A 16,113-nucleotide genomic window follows, 5' to 3' on the forward strand; every position below is an offset into this window, starting at 1 on the left:
TGCGTTTATTTATCTCAACTTCAATGTAGCTAAACCAATTAGCACTAAAATTAATGAAATAATCCAAAACCTTACGATTACTCTAGGTTCTGGCCAGCCTTTAAGTTCAAAATGATGGTGTATGGGTGCCATTCTAAATATGCGTTTGCCACGCAACTTATAAGACCCCACCTGCAAAATCACCGATAAGGTCTCAACTACAAAAACCCCACCCATAATAATTAATACAATTTCTTGGCGAACAAGGACCGCCATAATTCCCAAGGTACCGCCTAACGCCAATGAGCCAACATCTCCCATAAACACTTGCGCGGGATAAGTGTTAAACCACAAGAAGCCTAATCCGGCGCCGATAATAGCTGTACAAACAATCACTAATTCACTGGTTTCAGGAATATAGGGAATGTTTAGATACGCCGAAAAGTTAATATTTCCGGTGGTATAAGCAAAGATAGCCAATGCACCGGCCACTAAAATAGTAGGGACGATTGCCAATCCATCTAAACCATCAGTAAGGTTCACCGCATTACTGGTACCCACTACAGTGAAATACACCACGACCATGAAAAACATCCCAAGTTGCGGCATCACTTCTTTGAAAAATGGTACTAGGAGGGCGGTTTCAGCTGGATCTTGACTGCTAGCATACAAATAAATCGCCACTGCGATGGCGATAATCGACTGCCAGAAGTACTTCCATTTGGCTATTAACCCCTTGGGATCTTTACGTACCACTTTACGATAGTCATCAACAAAGCCAATCAATCCGTAGCCAACAACGATAGACAACACAACCCACACGTAACGATTTCTTAAATCTGCCCACAACAAAGCACTTGTTAGAATCGCGGCTAAAATTAACAAACCGCCCATAGTCGGCGTGCCTGACTTAGATAAATGACTTTGCGGGCCATCATCGCGCACGGTTTGACCTATTTGCATAGTTTGCAACCAGCGAATCATACCTGGACCAATAAGAACGGCCATCAACAACGCTGTAAGTGTGCTAAGGATTGCGCGCAGGGTAAGATATGAGAACACATTGAACCCAGCATCATATTGCTGCAACCACTCCGCCAACCAAATTAGCATGCGATTCGCTCCCTAACTCGTTCAAACTTTCCCACAGGAGATTCCTCCAACGCTTTAACCACATTCTCCATACGTGCGCTTCTCGATCCTTTCACTAAAATAGTAATGTCGCGCTGCTCAGAGGCTAAATGGTCGTTAATATATTCAATTAACAACTCAATATCACTGAAGTGTTTACCACCAAAAATATCGCTGGCCGCCTGACTTAACACCCCAAGCGTCATTAAGTTATCTATACCTTTTTGTTTAGCATGCTCACCAACCATTTCATGGTAATAGCGAGCTTTTTCACCTAGCTCACCCATATCACCCAACACCAAAATACGGTGACCACTAAAACTACTTAGTAGATCAATTGCAGCGTTTACAGAGGCAACATTTGCGTTATAGGTATCATCTAAAATTTTAACTTGATTGGTTAGCTGTTTGACTTGCAGTCGGCCACTCACTTGCTGCATGTTTTGCAAACCAAATTTAATATCTTCTAAGTTAGCGCCAACGTTCATGGCCAAGGCTGCGGCAACTAAGGCATTACTCACATTGTGAGCACCGGGTAATGACAATGTAAGCTGTACATTGCCCTTTGGTGTGCACATCAAGAATTGCGCGCATCCATCAATACCAAGGCTGATTTCTTGAGCATAAAACTCGGTTTCTTTGCTTTCTGAAAATCCTTGAACATGGCACTCTTTCAATTTACCCAACCAAAAATCGTTAAATTGGCTATCTTTGTTAATAATTGCCGTACCTGATTTACTTAAACCTCTAAAAATCTCACTTTTTGCCCGCGCTACACCTAGTAAACTTCCGAAACCCTCAAGGTGCGCGGCGGCTGCATTAACGATAGTGGCAACATCAGGTTTCACTAAATTTGTGGTGTAAGCAATCTCACCTAAGTGATTCGCGCCCATTTCAATGACCGCAAAATCGTGATCTTGTTGAAGCCTTAATAAGGTTAAAGGTACGCCAATCTCATTATTAAAATTGCCGTCAGTAGCCAAAACATTGCCGATACGAGATAAAATGCTAGCGACCATTTCTTTCACGGTAGTTTTACCACTACTTCCGGTTATGCCAACGGTTTTCGGAGCTACTCTTTGTTTTACCGCTGCGCCTAAGGCTCCTAATGCAAGCTTTGTGTCTTCAACTAAAATATAGGGTAATAAGGTATCGATTTTACGCGACACAATGAATGCCACAGCCCCCCTGTTGGCGGCGTCATTAATAAATTTATGACCATCGAAATTAGGCCCCTCTAATGCAATGAAAACATCCCCTTGACTCAAACTTCGTGTGTCTGTGCTAACGCCAGTGACATTGCCATTGGTACCAAACAACTCCCCACTTGTTTGTTCTGCTATCCAATCTAGAGAGACTTCAATCATTGCATTTTCCCTACACTCAGCGTGTTTACATAATTTCTTTCATCGTACGGTAGAATTTGATCACCGATAATTTGCTCGGTCTCATGTCCTTTACCTGCAACCAAGATCAGATCTCCTTTCTGACTTTGCGCAATAGCAAGTTGAATCGCTTTTCTACGATTAGTTTCAATTTTGACCTTAGATTGATCTTTTATGCCGGCGAGTATATCGGCAACAATAGTCGAAGAAGGTTCAGAGCGACTATTGTCTGAAGTAAGAATAATTTGATCACTATATTGCTCAGCTGCCGCCCCCATTAATGGACGCTTACCTTTATCTCTGTCGCCACCACAGCCAAATACACAAATAACTTGTTTTTGACTATGCACTCTTGCTGACTGGAGTGCCTTCCCTAAAGCATCTGGCGTATGGGCAAAATCAACAATCAAATTTCCCGCACTGGGGTGTTCAAATAACTCCATTCGTCCTGCAACGGGTTTCAATTTATTGCACGACTTGGCTAATTCATTTAGTGGTAAACCTATTACGAGTAAACTGGCTAGAGCCGCCAGTAAGTTAGAAACATTGAACTGGCCGAATAAACCACATTTTATGGCCGCACTGCCCCATGAAGATTGCAGATCAAATGACAAGCCACTATGGTCATATTGAATATTGCTTGCCAAACAAAAGTGTTGATGTTCGGGTAGTTGTCGGGCATCCAACTGAGTGGAAAACAAGGTAATTTTTTGTTGTCTTGATGCCGCTGTTATCCAGTTTATAGTTTCTGGATCATCTGCATTTAAGACCACCTGATTCAGCTCTGGCTGATTTAATAATTGCCGCTTTGCTTTAGCATATTCAAGCATATCCCCGTGATAATCCAAATGATCACGAGTTAGGTTAGTGAATACCGCCACGTCCATTTTAAGCCCTTGAATACGATCCTGAACCAATGCATGGGAGGATGCTTCTAGGGCGACTTGTTTAGCACCGGAGGCCACAAATTTTCCTAGTAACTTTTGTACCTGGCAAGCGTCTGGAGTGGTATTTAGGGTTTTCTCTAATTGGCTGATATCCGCACTAAATAGTCCTGCACCTAGGGTACCAATTGATGCCGATTTATCGCCACATAAAAAGCGAAGTTGACTACTCAGTTGCACTACTGAGGTTTTGCCGTTTGTACCGGTTACGCCAATCACATCTAAATGTTGTGCCGGCAAACCATAAAATGCAGCGGCTAACTGAGATAGTTTTTGCCCCAACCGATAAAACGAGATCAAAATACTTTGTTCGCGCATTTCAATTTCGCCATGGCATTGTGGTTGTTCAACTTCTTGCAATATTAGTTTCGCGCCAAGGCTAATCGCTTGAGGAATAAAGTCACGACCATCTAACTGATGGCCTTTTATTGCCACAAACACACTATGAACAGCGACTTCTCGGCTGTCTAAAACCAACTCACTAACTTCTACATCGGGAGCATCAATCTTAAATTGCGCCAATATGGTTTTGATATTAATGCTGTTTTGGGAATGCGGCATTATTGCTCTCCTCGTTTAGCGATTGAGGAGACATTTTTAGCATCAGGCGGAACATTCAATAATTGCAGGGTGTTGGCCATAACCGAGCTAAAAACTGGAGCGGCTGTATCACCGCCATAGTATAAATCACCCTTTGGCTCATTGATCAGTACAACTACTGCCAGTTGCGGGTCCGAGACTGGCGCTACACCGGCAAAGATGTTCACATACTGCTCACCGTAGCCACCTTTGATGGCTTTACGGCTGGTACCGGTCTTACCTGCAACACGATATCCTGGCACCCGCGCTTTACGGCCTGAACCACCATCTTCAAGTACACTTTCCATCATATTCAATACACGGTGAGCATTTTCTTCGCTAATAACCCTTTCGGTTATTTTTTGCTCATCTGACATGACAATACTAAGGGGTTGTTTAATACCGCCATTACCTAAAATGGAGTACATCCGCGCTAATTGCATGGTAGTAACAGATAAACCATAACCAAAGGACAAGGTAGATAATTCAAATTTCGACCATCTTCGTTGTTCGTTGAAAAGTCCGCCTTGTTCGCCAATCAAATTAGTTCCGGTTTCACTCATCAATCCCATGTTGTAATAGGTGTCGAGCAGAAACTCTTTAGGAACAGACAAAGCCAACTTTGAAGTACCAATATTGCTGGATTTTTTGATGATTTGCTGCAACGTTAATTTACCGTAATTGCGGGAATCACGAACAATACTTCCACCTAAACGTCGCCAACCCGGCGAAGTATCTATAATGGTTTCTGTATCTGCAGAGCCAAATTCTAGAGCACTTACCACTGCCAGAGGTTTGACCGAAGAGCCCGGTTCAAAGGTATCTGTAATCGCTCTATTTCTAATTTTACGAGGAGAGACACCTTTACGGTTATTTGGATTAAATGACGGGCTATTCACCATCGCCAATATTTCCCCAGTATTCACATCTGCCACGACAACTGAGCCTGATGTTGCACGGTAAAAATGTACCGCAGACTTTAATTCTCGGTAGGCAAGAGCTTGGATTCGTTGGTCTATGGTCAATTGAATATTTTGCGGATCTTTACCTTCTTCCTGCTCTAATATTTCAACTTGACGGCCTTTTGCATCGCGACGAATGGTTCTAGAGTCAGGTGTCGCAGACAAATATTCGTCATATAACTTTTCAATCCCTTCGATTCCCTGATCATCCACATTGGTAAAACCAACCACATGAGCCGAAGCCTCACCCGCTGGATAATAACGGCGAGATTCATTCACCAAATAAACCCCTGGAATTTTCAGATTCTTCACAAAGGTTGCCATGGCCGGCGACACTTGGCGTTGCAAATAAACAAACTTACTATTTTCGTTACTCGCTTTTTTAATTAGTTTATCAACGTCTTGACCTAAGACTTCGGCAAGGGCTTGCCATCTGCGGGTGTCAGATAACGCACCTTTTTCAGGATCTGTAACCGTTGGCGGATGGGCCCAGATAGCTTTTGCAGGAACGCTTACCGCTAGTTGCTCTCCATTTCTATCGGTGATCAAACCACGATAAACTTCATTATTGCGCACTCTTAAAGTACGGTTATCACCTTCTTCGATCAGCTGATCGGGGTTGATGACTTGAATATAGGCAGCTCTGACCGTGAGTACGGAAAACACCGCGAGAATAGCACCAACAACCACTATGAAACGCCACTGCACCAAACTTGGAGCAATGTTTTTCTTAGCTTGTTTAGTTCTAACCTTGGTCATTTCAAACGCACCACAATTTCATTTTCTGGTCTTGGTCTATGCATATTAAGTTGCTTCTTCACAGCAACTTCAATACGGTTATGATCAGTTAACGCCCCTTGTTCTAGGATTAAGTGACGCCACTGAATATCTAGCTGATCTTGTTCTTGCATTAGTTGCTCTAAGGCCATCGACATCTGTCGATTATGGTGCGCACTCATGATCACCGCGAACGCACTTATCAATACCATTAAAAACAACAAAACCCGTATCGGATGACGGGCTAGTTCGGTGAAGATTAAGTTGACCAAATTAAAGTTGGTCCTAGTATCTGTCACAGCTTCTGAGCCACCCTTAACACTGAACTTCGCGACCTCGCATTCACTTTAATTTCATACTCACTAGGCTTAGTCGCCTTTCCTATTAACTTCATTGCTCGGGTTGCATCTATTTGTGCCTGAGTAATTGCCATTCGGGCTGGCACCTGCATTCCGCGGCTTTGTTCGCGCATAAAGCGTTTTACCAATCGATCTTCTAGGGAGTGAAAACTGATCACTGCCAGTCGCCCTCCTGAAGAAAGGCACGCTAATGCTCCTTTAAGTCCGTCACGAACTTCATCTAATTCGCTATTAATATAAATACGAATTGCCTGAAAAGTCCGTGTAGCAGGATGTTTAAATTTATCTTTAACCGGCACTGCTTCATCCACTAACTTTGCTAATTGCAATGTTGTCGTCAGAGGAAATTCATCGCGACTATTCACAATTGCATGGGCTATGCGCTTGCCGAATTTTTCTTCACCAAACTCTTTAATCACCTGAGTGATGTCATCTTCATCGGCTTTTGCCAGCCATTGGGCTGCACTGATTCCCTTACTGGTGTCCATGCGCATATCCAATGGACCTTCACGCATGAAACTAAATCCTCGTTCGGCATCATCTAATTGAGGTGACGACACACCAAGATCCATTAAAATACCGTCGACTTTGCCGAATACTTGATGCTTTTGAGCCACCTCTTCAATATTCGAAAATGCCTCGTGTTCAATACAAAAACGCTCATCATCAGCAAATCTTTTAGCCGCTTCTATGGCATATGGGTCGCGATCTAAAGCAATCAAACGACCTTTAGCTGATAACTTCTGCAACACTTTTTCTGTATGCCCACCACGCCCGAAGGTCGCATCCATATAAACACCATCGGGTTTAATATCTAGCCCTACTATGGACTCTTCTAACAGCACTGAGCGGTGCAATTCCTGGGACGATGGATTTTCAGTTATCAAAGTGAGAAGTCCTGTAAACGCTCAGTTAATTCAAATTCGCCGCCTTTCTCAGTTTCAATATCTTGATGAACCTGTTGCTGCCATGTTTCTGCATCCCAAATTTCGAAGCGATTGAGTTGCCCAACTAACATTATTTCTTTATTTAAGTTGGCATGTTGACGAAGTGGTGCTGACAATAAGAAGCGACCATTTTTGTCCATATCACCTTCCATGGCATATCCTAAAAGAAGTCGCTGTAAGCGGCGTTCTTGAGGTATCATGCTAGAAAGTTTACTAAGTTTAAGTTCAATCTCTTCCCATTCAGGAAGTGGGTAAAGTAGCAGACAGCTTTGCTGTGTATCGATTGTGCAAACCAGTTGTCCCTGACAATCATCTAGCAACAACTGTCGATACCGTGTTGGTATCGCCACCCTGCCCTTTACGTCTAGATTGATTGCATTAGCGCCGCGGAACATATCCCCTAGCCTTTTTTATTAGTTTGCTTTTATTGTTTTGGTAGCATCAGTTTGCAACACATTAAGATCACTTTGATCCACTTTCTGCCACAATTACCCACAAATGAGAGTTTAGGTTTCCACTAACCCCATTGTCAAGGACAAAAAACGGGTTAAACAGAAGCCATGAATGCCAACTAAATTAAGGGCTAGACGAAAGCGGCTGATATATATAAAGAAAGCTTTCAAAGCTGTTTTTATATACAGTGAAAATCGGGGTTCGATGAAGCTCAAAATAAGCTAAAAAATCTAAACTAAAGCGCCCTCCCTTATACTTAAAAACGCAAAATAATCATGAGGATAGTAGTTTTTATAATAAGCTGGTCGTCAACTTATAATAAGATACTCTCTAGCACGCCGATTATTGAGGTTTTCATAGCCTAATGTTAATGATTGGCTGACAAAGATGAGCCTATAAACAATCAATCTATGCAATGGAGAGATGAACTATGATCGATAAAAGTCAATTTGGACAAATGCCCGACGGCCAAATAATAGATAGTTATATTTTGACCAATAATAATGGCATGTCCGTTGAGATATTGACTTTAGGAGCAATTATTCGCTCGTGGAGGTTAGCGACAGATCCCAGTGTAGATATTGTTTTAGGCTTCGATAATGCGACAGATTATTTGTCCGATCAAAGTTATTTGGGCAGAACCGTAGGACGTTATGCGAATCGCATTAAAGATGGTGAATTTAAAATTGCTGATAAAAGCTATTCGGTAAGTACCAACTTACAAGGAAACTGCTTACATGGTGGCGTTGAGGGTTTTCACAATCGGCTTTGGTCTGTGGTTAACACAGAGGACGATTTATATCCAAGTATTACCTTAAACTTGACCAGTGAGGATGGTGATCAAGGTTTTCCAGGAACCTTAAATCTTGATGTGACGTTCAGCCTTGATCAGGAAGATCGCTTAACCATTGAGTATCATGCCCTCAGTAACCAAGATACGGTTTTCAATCCTACCCAACATAGCTACTTCAATTTAGCAGGGCACAATTCGGGAACAATTTTTGATCAGCAAATTCAGTTATCCGCGAACAACTATACGCCAGCCGATGAAAATGCAATTCCCACGGGTGAAATCAAACCTGTAAACGAAACGGCGTTCGATTTACGCCAACCAACCTCTTTTGGACAAGCAATTAATCGACAAGACCAAGCAATAAAAGCGGCTAATGGACTTGATCATAATTGGTGTGTAGAAGGATTTTCAGCAGCACAGGATAAACTGCAATGGGTTGCCGATGTGATTGAGCCAAAGTCTGGGCGAATATTGATTACTCACACTACCATGCCTGGTGTACAAATATATACTGGTAATTTCATTGGGGAGGCTACCCTAGGTAAAAACAATATAAAATACGCGCCTTATCACGGCTTTTGTATTGAATCGCAATTTTACCCAAATAGTCCAAATCAAGCAGAATTTCCGAGTGCTACTTTACCTGCCAACACGCCTTTCGTGTCAAAAACAAGTTACCAAATTAAACAAAAAAGCCAGCAATAACACACTGCTGGCTTTAGTTTATTTAGCTAACTAAGTTGCTAAGAATTAAGCGCTTGGGTCTTCGTTTTTAGCCGCTTCTTGCTGCGTATCTTCCACTAAACTAATTTGGATAGCGCGAATGGGTTTATCCGTATTGGCAGACAGTTGAACTAAACGATTCAATTGAGTAAGTGACAACATTGCAGTGTAAATAGCACCAAGGTAACCATTGTTTTTCAACTCAATAATAATTTCGTCAGATAATTCATTTACGCGTTTTTCGTTGATACCGTAAATACCAGTCACATTGCGCTTTTCGCCATTTGCGTACTGAACATTAAGTTGCACAGCATCAAACAATTCTAATTCTACAATTCGTTTGATAAAACGCTGGGTTGCCAATTCGCTGTTAGTAATATCGCCTAAAAGGTCCTGACGGTTTTTTAAGTAATCCGTTGGTTCGCCTTCTGCAGTGAATAAACTTTCACCTTCTTCTTCACCTACCAACGCACTGTTTTCGTCGATGTAAACACCTAACTTGTCACCATCAGGGCGAACATCAAAAGGGTAACGTTGAATATTCAAAGGCATAACATGGCCTAACCATTTGTCATCTTTGAAGTATAAGTTGGTGCCTTGCTCCAAACCTAACATCGCTATTGAGTGGAAGTTACCTGAAGCTTGATCCTTGATAAAAGCAATAGGCATACAGCTAGCAATTTGAGCGAACTCACGAAGAGTCGCGGATGCTAAATGGGTTTCTTTGGCAAATTCAAAGTTATGCTGCGTTTTTACTTTTAACGCACTATGTTTATTTTTATCCAGTGGAATATAATTCGTTTTCATTACTTCTTGTTCTCTTTTAAATGATGCTCCGTGGGAAAAAACACGACGGAGATTAAAATCACTTTCAAACACTTTACTTGCTCTTTGCACTACCTGAGCACGGTAAAATATAAGTCAGCTTGTGCCAGAAAGTGTGCAAGTATGTTTTATTTGGCGTGGGAAGTCACCACCCTAGCTGGTTAAATTAGAAATACTTTGCTAAAAAATACACATCACACTGAAATTAAAGCGAATTGGTGACAGTGGCGATATATTCAGCTAACTTCGCCTCGGCCTCGTCTGCAAATAAAATGTCACAGGCTTGTTTTAATCCTGGAGCATGAAGAATATCTTGTTTTGGAACCACTAAGGCGATTTTTGAGCGTCGCCGCAGAAAATCATCTAGGGTTGTTATCATTTCACGATTGGCCGCATGTTCCACTTCAACCCGAAGGTATTTACTGTTTTCAATCAATAAGTTCCCCATTGCTGGATTTTCACGAATACTCTCCAACATATTGATAGCGTTGCGTCCGTACCTTCGCCAAAATCGTTGAGTCAAAGGTTCCGAAGAGCTTGCAGGAGTAAGATCGTCAAGTCTCATCAGTTTAGCGCGATGAAAAAACTCTCGTTTTACTGCCTTCCCAGGTTCGCCATACCATTTGTGGTCAGGGTAGGTTAATGGAATGCCAAAGGTTTCTATCCACTGACAGACTTCCTCCCCAACATTAATACAATCGGTTAACTTGCCACCAAATATTGATAAATATTGGCTGTCTTTGTCTACATCAATGGCATGTTTTCGCGACAGTTGTACCCAATCGGCTTTGTCTTCATGGCCTTTTATCGCCAAGGGTCTGACCCCACAGCGTTCAGCGATAATGTCTTTTTTCGTCAACGGTTTAGGCAAGACCAAAAGCTTATTAACGTTGGATAGAATAAACTCTCTGTCTTCATCGGTTACCTGAGCATCTGGACTGGGGACTTGGCTATCTGTGGTGCCAATACAAGTTTTAGGGCCCATGGGGATAACAAAAAATAGGCGGCCATCATCAGCAAAAAAGGTTAATACCTTCTCAGTGTCGGTGATTTTATCGACGATTAAATGTACACCTTTGGAAAAGACATGACGATGCTCGGTTGTTTGTTGATTGATTTGATTCACTTGATCGACAAAAGGGCCGGTTGCGTTAATGATTGCTTTGGAGCGAATATTGAAGGTTTCGCCACTCATTTGATCCGTGACTTGGCTAACCCATTCCTCCCCGACCTTTTTAGAATGATCTAAGCCCACATAGTTAGCTGCGATACACCCATAACTCATGCTAGAGCGCACAAAATTAAAGACGAACCGAGCATCATTATCATGCAAATAGGCATCTGAGTATTCAAAACCACCGGAGATATGCTCGGTATTAACAATTGCTTCCATTTGTTTGATTTTTTCAGAGGATAAGTACTTAGGCATCTTTGTGAAAAACCGACCCATCAACCAATAAACTAGGGTACCCATGTAAATAAACGCAGGCGTAAAACGAAAACCACGCTGAATACTGGTAAAGAAACGAATCTCTTGAACCGTAGACGGATAATGACGCATTAAATGATTGCGGCTTTTACAGAGCTTGTTAACTATTCCAAATTCAAAGGTCTCTAGGTATTTAATTCCTCCCCAAGCTAAATTGGATGAATTTGAGCTGGTAAAGCCAGCAAAGTCCCCTTTATCAATGAGCGCACTCTAGCACCTTTTGCTGATAGTGCAGCCGCTGACACAGCTCCATTTATCCCACCACCAACAATGAGCACATCAAAAGTATGTTGAGGAAGCTTAGCAATATTACTTTTACGTAAATTCATGGTTTCCAGTTATTCCAACAGTATGCAAAGGGACGCGAATAATTCCAATAATAAATTGCCAACTAAGCGATTGTATTCTTCGAGTTTACTTATTAATGAAAACTTCCCCTTTATAGCAAATATTAGAGTATCTTGATTTAAAAAATCCATTATTTGATACCGCAGAAAGTGATAAACTAGCGGTTCGTTACACAACATTATGTTTGATGTGCGAAATCAAATGGAACGAAAATGAGGCGCGTATTCACAGCCACAATAAACAAAACAAAGGTTTTGCCTACTCGTTTAGCATATTAACCATGACAAAATACCCTTTATCACCTTAGGCATTTAAATCAGAGTCATAATTGGTTAATCATTTATACACAGAATAATAAGGATAAATTGTATGAAAAAGAGTTTATGGATTTGCACAGCAATGGCATTGAGCGGCTGTGTTACTGCCTCTGACGGTGAATACCATGCATCACAGAAGGCTACAGAAATAAGCCAAAAATATATTTTAGTGGATGGTCATATTGACGTGCCATATCGTCTTCAGCAAAAGTGGGAAGATGTCACCCTTGCTACTGATAGTGGCGATTTTGATTATCCTAGAGCGAAAGCCGGCGGACTCAATGCACCATTCATGTCAATTTATATTCCCGCGTCGTTAGATGACTCACCTAAATCAACGGAATTAGCGCACAAATTAATTGATTACGTTGAAGCCATAGTAGGCAGAGCCCCTGATAAGTTTGCCATAGCTAAATCCCCCGATGATGTTAAAAAGCAATTTGAGCAAGGTTTGATTTCGCTGCCTATGGGAATGGAAAATGGTTCTCCCCTACAAGGTGATATGGACAACCTTAAAACCTTTTATGACCGTGGTATTCGCTACATCACTTTGGCCCATTCATTAGCCAATCATATTTCCGATTCTTCATACGATCTCCGAAAAAAATGGAAAGGTCTAAGCCCTTTTGGTAAAGAGTTGGTAGGCGAAATGAACAATATCGGTATTATGATAGATATCTCCCATGTCTCTGATGATGCCTTTTACCAAGTCATAGAACTAAGTAAAGCACCCGTTATTGCTTCTCACTCGTCATTACGTCGATTCACTCCCGGATTCGAACGCAATATGACCGATGAAATGCTAGTCGCATTAGCCGAAAATGGTGGTGTTGTAATGATTAACTTTGGCTCTACTTTTGTTGATCAAGTATCTAGGGGCTGGCGTATTACTATGGGTGAGAAACGCAAAGCCGTAGAAGAGGAATTTGGAGCCGACAGCCCTCAATTAGCCGCCTTTGATGAAGAATACTCAACCAATAACCCGTTTCCCTATGCCAATGTCGATACCGTTGTTGAACACGTCGATCATGTGGTGAATTTAGTGGGAATTGACCATGTAGGAATTGGTTCAGATTACGATGGTGTTGGCGATTCGTTGCCCATTGGCTTAAAAGATGTATCCGCTTATCCTAACTTAGTACAAGGTCTATTGGATAAAGGGTACAGCGAAACAGATATCGCTAAAATTCTTGGTACAAATTTACTGCGAGTTTGGAGTGAAGTAGAAGAGTACGCAGCAAAACACTAAAAATGAAAAGCTGCAGGGTTAGTCAATTCAGAATCGTGTTGGGTTTGTACATACACATTCTGCACTAACTCTGCATCACAACTGGCTCTATGCCTTGTACAATCCATACTTCTAGCCAAGTTTTCTTGAGTGTCATGCCAAAGCTCCATCTGTTTTTCAGATAGAATATTCTCCAAAGGACTCAGCCTAAACCTCATGTCCTGTTTACCCGCGCTAAATAGTTTTATTAACCAGGGATAATCGACGACCCAACCATCTGAATAAACGGTTTGACCGCTTAAAAGGTTATTCAAGTCTTCACATACCTTAGATGCAGCAATACCTTTTTGAAGCAAAACGTCACGGGATATGCCATGTAAGTCTTCAGCTTCTTGGGTCCAATGCTGCCAATTCGATTCAGGTTGTATCAATCGACAGTAACGTTGGGACAAATAGGTCACAACACCCACTTCAATTGGATAACTGTGGCTTCCAAAACCACTTGCCTCTATATCGAGAATTGTAGGAATAATCGTCTTGTTAATAACAACCTCTGACTGACTTTAAATAAACACTAATGAGCAAGTATATATTTTAATCAATTTACCTTACTTGATAATTGATTAACAATTAGACTAAAGAATAAGACACATAATAATCTACTAATCTGTCGTTAACATTAACTTATATCAAAAACGTTAACTTCTGATTAAATAAATAACAAGGAAAGTTAGAAGCGAGACAAAAAATGAAGTGAACCTGCTCAACCCCACTTAATCTTCAGTGCCGGAGTATTTTTTAGTTAACAGGTCAGTTTGACCATGGGATGTAAAATAACCGCCTTTAGGCGAGATGACCCACTCATTGGTATTATTTATAACTTCCCTAGCATCTTTTAAATAATCAATCAGTGTTTCTTCCGGCATATTTTCTTGTTGATAAACCGCCGCTTGCTCCTTAGCTTTTCCCCACTCAACAAATTGAGAAAGTTTTGCAGTTTGTTGCACTAAACTGTTGAGGCGATTATCACGATCAAGATACTTTTGCAGTGTCTGAGCTGACTGCTCGTCTCCTGTCACCGTCAGCTTGTCATTTTCAATGCTTATTTCAAGGCTATCAACAGAGTCAAATTGTGCAAGTAATTGTTCGACTTCTTTATTGAGTCTTTCCTGATTGAATTGATAGTAGTTTTCAACGGTGTTCAAGTCTAAATCAATTTCGCCTTTTTCTAGCAACCTCAGTGTCTCTTCGAATTCTTGATTGACTAACCCACTGTCTAATACTGCCAACCCACCTTTAATGTCTTGCTTGGCGGAGATCGCAATATTTTCTAGGTCCTGATTTCCTTGAGCTTGGTTACCTATGTAATCAAATAAAGACAGAGGTTGAGAGTTAATTTCCATGTTAATTACCATTTCAAAACGGATTGCATTACTAATGGGTTTAGCAGAATTAATGCCAACTGAAATAACTTTGAGGCTTACAGGAAAGTATTTTAATTATCAGCGCCAGAGTGGTATAGAATTCAATTTAACTCATTAATATCAATGAATTAAGAAATAAAACTGGATGTTAACTGGTGATAATTTATTAGTTATAGTTTTAACTGGTGAATAAGGGCACAGAGTGCTCACTAAAAAACACTATCGGCAAGACATTGCGGCAATGTCTTGCCTTATTCTAATAACCAGGAGTTGATTCTGCGGCAAGAATAAGAAAGTAAATAATGTTAATGAACAGCCCTATGTAGCCTAGAGATAATCCCCAGATTGTCATTTTATTGCCGATTAATTTGCCATGACTATGACGTATTTTAGAACGTGCAATATGACCAAAAATTATCGCCAACAAAGAACTAAACAAAAATAGCGAAAAAATACCAAATATTAACGATGCCACAGCACATTTAGATCGCTTAATTAGGGCGTTAGTTTCAGACACTAAAACAATGGCATTAGGCGCTTTATATAGTGCCTTAATATCTTTGGCTTTACCCAAGTGCCCAGTAAATTCAACATGTTGTCCCGGCCGCGCAGACTGACTGTATTTCCATTCAGCCATATTAAAGGTAAAACGTTTATTGTCAGCGCAGATGACCCCTTCTTTCGAGTTGGGCTCAAAATCCAGAATGGTTCCTTTCATTTAGCTTCCTAATATACAACGAGTTAATGGTACAGGTTTAAAATCAATCCGATTAATTGAATTTACCCCATTATTTAGATTAACTCTATAATTTTTATATACTTAGAAAAGTGAATTTACCGAGAATAGGAATTAGTAGGAAGAGTTAGAGCTGGTCATTAAGCCGGGTTCTGTATTTCTCAAAGAGATTAACAATCATTCATCTAGGCCAGTAATCGCTCACTGGCTCAAGCAACCTACCCGGTTCCGATGCGGGCCGCACCATAAGGAACCCTATTTGGTCTTGCTCCGGGTGGAGTTTACCTTGCAACCAACTGTTACCAGTGGCCCGGTGCGCTCTTACCGCACCCTTTCACCCTTACCGGCGCTTACGCGCTTAGGCGGTATCCTCTCTGCTGCACTTGTCGTCGGCTCACGCCGCCCAGACGTTATCTGGCACCCTGCCCATTGGAGCCCGGACTTTCCTCCCCTTTGAAAACCTAAAAGGTAACAAAGCGGCGATTGTCTTGACCAGCTCTGGCGCGCAGTTTACGTTGATTGCCGATTAGATACAATATTTTGTCGCAGGCTATTTTCCACGGACTATTGTCCACGGGCTAAAGCCCGTGCTACAGGGGGTATATTAGGTTTTCCATGGATGATAAAACCTGTAGCTCGGCATTTATGCCTTGGTTATTTGCCTTAAGCTCTTTCCCCACGGGCTAAAGCCCGTGCTACATGGGATGTATTAGC

13 protein-coding genes, 1 other RNA gene and 1 pseudogene are annotated in these 16,113 nt (G+C 41.4%); 2 read left to right on the forward strand and 13 right to left on the reverse strand.

The genetic code is table 11. The features are described from left to right. Nucleotides 1-9: 9 nt before the first annotated feature. The 7 genes from mraY to mraZ are packed head-to-tail and all read right to left on the reverse strand — an operon-like array spanning nucleotide 10 to nucleotide 7,458. Nucleotides 10-1,092 (reverse strand): phospho-N-acetylmuramoyl-pentapeptide-transferase, encoded by a 1,083-nt coding sequence (mraY, locus tag AB6T38_RS13975; protein ID WP_372547891.1) that lies wholly within the window; start codon nucleotides 1,090-1,092, stop codon nucleotides 10-12. After that, entirely contained in the window at nucleotides 1,086-2,477 is a 1,392-nt protein-coding gene (gene murF / locus AB6T38_RS13980; RefSeq protein ID WP_372547892.1) for a UDP-N-acetylmuramoyl-tripeptide--D-alanyl-D-alanine ligase, read from the reverse strand. Before murF ends, mraY begins: the two co-directional genes overlap by 7 nt. After that, nucleotides 2,474-4,000 (reverse strand): UDP-N-acetylmuramoyl-L-alanyl-D-glutamate--2,6-diaminopimelate ligase, encoded by a 1,527-nt coding sequence (gene murE, locus AB6T38_RS13985; protein ID WP_372547893.1) that lies wholly within the window; start codon nucleotides 3,998-4,000, stop codon nucleotides 2,474-2,476. The genes murF and murE overlap by 4 nt, the downstream gene beginning before the upstream one ends. Then, entirely contained in the window at nucleotides 4,000-5,739 is a 1,740-nt protein-coding gene (locus AB6T38_RS13990; RefSeq protein ID WP_372547894.1) for a peptidoglycan D,D-transpeptidase FtsI family protein, read from the reverse strand. The genes murE and AB6T38_RS13990 overlap by 1 nt, the downstream gene beginning before the upstream one ends. Next, nucleotides 5,736-6,056: a cell division protein FtsL gene (gene ftsL, locus AB6T38_RS13995; protein ID WP_372547895.1), complete on the reverse strand. Its 321-nt coding sequence runs from the start codon at nucleotides 6,054-6,056 to the stop codon at nucleotides 5,736-5,738. Before ftsL ends, AB6T38_RS13990 begins: the two co-directional genes overlap by 4 nt. After that, a complete protein-coding gene (gene rsmH, locus AB6T38_RS14000) occupies nucleotides 6,053-7,003 on the reverse strand; it encodes a 16S rRNA (cytosine(1402)-N(4))-methyltransferase RsmH (RefSeq protein WP_372547896.1) in 951 nt (316 codons plus the stop codon). Before rsmH ends, ftsL begins: the two co-directional genes overlap by 4 nt. Next, entirely contained in the window at nucleotides 7,000-7,458 is a 459-nt protein-coding gene (mraZ, locus tag AB6T38_RS14005; RefSeq protein WP_348489167.1) for a division/cell wall cluster transcriptional repressor MraZ, read from the reverse strand. The genes rsmH and mraZ overlap by 4 nt, the downstream gene beginning before the upstream one ends. A 488-nt stretch (nucleotides 7,459-7,946) precedes the next feature. Between mraZ and AB6T38_RS14010 the strand changes: the two genes are divergently transcribed. Further along, the gene (locus AB6T38_RS14010) at nucleotides 7,947-9,014 is read left to right on the forward strand and encodes an aldose epimerase family protein (RefSeq protein WP_372547897.1); all 1,068 of its coding nucleotides are present in this window, start codon (nucleotides 7,947-7,949) and stop codon (nucleotides 9,012-9,014) included. Nucleotides 9,015-9,059: 45 nt separating this feature from the next. On the opposite strand, the gene AB6T38_RS14015 is transcribed toward AB6T38_RS14010, so the two are convergent. Further along, nucleotides 9,060-9,839: a SapC family protein gene (locus tag AB6T38_RS14015; RefSeq protein ID WP_372547898.1), complete on the reverse strand. Its 780-nt coding sequence runs from the start codon at nucleotides 9,837-9,839 to the stop codon at nucleotides 9,060-9,062. Between the two features lie 223 nt (nucleotides 9,840-10,062). Then, nucleotides 10,063-11,675 (reverse strand): annotated as a pseudogene (locus AB6T38_RS14020) (FAD-dependent oxidoreductase). 418 nt (nucleotides 11,676-12,093) lie between these two features. On the opposite strand from AB6T38_RS14020, the gene AB6T38_RS14025 reads away from it, so the two are divergent. After that, nucleotides 12,094-13,260, forward strand: coding sequence for a dipeptidase (locus AB6T38_RS14025; RefSeq protein ID WP_372547908.1), 1,167 nt, complete (start codon nucleotides 12,094-12,096; stop codon nucleotides 13,258-13,260). Here AB6T38_RS14025 and AB6T38_RS14030 read toward each other — a convergent pair. From AB6T38_RS14030 to rnpB, 4 genes are all read right to left on the reverse strand, one after another. Continuing rightward, entirely contained in the window at nucleotides 13,257-13,784 is a 528-nt protein-coding gene (locus tag AB6T38_RS14030) for a hypothetical protein (protein WP_372547909.1), read from the reverse strand. The genes AB6T38_RS14025 and AB6T38_RS14030 overlap by 4 nt on opposite strands. Nucleotides 13,785-14,012: 228 nt before the next feature. After that, complete coding sequence (locus AB6T38_RS14035; RefSeq protein WP_372547899.1) at nucleotides 14,013-14,642, reverse strand: hypothetical protein; 630 nt, start codon at nucleotides 14,640-14,642, stop codon at nucleotides 14,013-14,015. Between the two features lie 277 nt (nucleotides 14,643-14,919). Beyond that, nucleotides 14,920-15,381: a DUF4190 domain-containing protein gene (locus AB6T38_RS14040; RefSeq protein ID WP_372547900.1), complete on the reverse strand. Its 462-nt coding sequence runs from the start codon at nucleotides 15,379-15,381 to the stop codon at nucleotides 14,920-14,922. A 143-nt stretch (nucleotides 15,382-15,524) separates the two neighbouring features. Next, nucleotides 15,525-15,899: RNase P RNA component class A (gene rnpB / locus AB6T38_RS14045), an RNA gene on the reverse strand. Between the last annotated feature and the right edge of the window lie 214 nt (nucleotides 15,900-16,113).

This window comes from Aliiglaciecola sp. SL4 (assembly GCF_041538045.1).
Taxonomy (GTDB): Bacteria; Pseudomonadota; Gammaproteobacteria; order Enterobacterales; family Alteromonadaceae; genus Aliiglaciecola.

What these genes read in the sequence shown, in the direction of transcription:
- AB6T38_RS13990 (WP_372547894.1), bottom strand. Translation starts at nt 5,739, where the DNA reads ATGACCAAGGTTAGAACTAAACAAGCTAAGAAAAACATTGCTCCAAGT.
- murE (WP_372547893.1), bottom strand. Translation starts at nt 4,000, where the DNA reads ATGCCGCATTCCCAAAACAGCATTAATATCAAAACCATATTGGCGCAA.
- mraZ (WP_348489167.1), bottom strand. Translation starts at nt 7,458, where the DNA reads ATGTTCCGCGGCGCTAATGCAATCAATCTAGACGTAAAGGGCAGGGTG.
- AB6T38_RS14040 (WP_372547900.1), bottom strand. Translation starts at nt 15,381, where the DNA reads ATGAAAGGAACCATTCTGGATTTTGAGCCCAACTCGAAAGAAGGGGTC.
- murF (WP_372547892.1), bottom strand. Translation starts at nt 2,477, where the DNA reads ATGATTGAAGTCTCTCTAGATTGGATAGCAGAACAAACAAGTGGGGAG.
- AB6T38_RS14035 (WP_372547899.1), bottom strand. Translation starts at nt 14,642, where the DNA reads ATGGAAATTAACTCTCAACCTCTGTCTTTATTTGATTACATAGGTAAC.
- AB6T38_RS14025 (WP_372547908.1), top strand. Translation starts at nt 12,094, where the DNA reads ATGGCATTGAGCGGCTGTGTTACTGCCTCTGACGGTGAATACCATGCA.
- mraY (WP_372547891.1), bottom strand. Translation starts at nt 1,092, where the DNA reads ATGCTAATTTGGTTGGCGGAGTGGTTGCAGCAATATGATGCTGGGTTC.
- AB6T38_RS14010 (WP_372547897.1), top strand. Translation starts at nt 7,947, where the DNA reads ATGATCGATAAAAGTCAATTTGGACAAATGCCCGACGGCCAAATAATA.
- AB6T38_RS14015 (WP_372547898.1), bottom strand. Translation starts at nt 9,839, where the DNA reads ATGAAAACGAATTATATTCCACTGGATAAAAATAAACATAGTGCGTTA.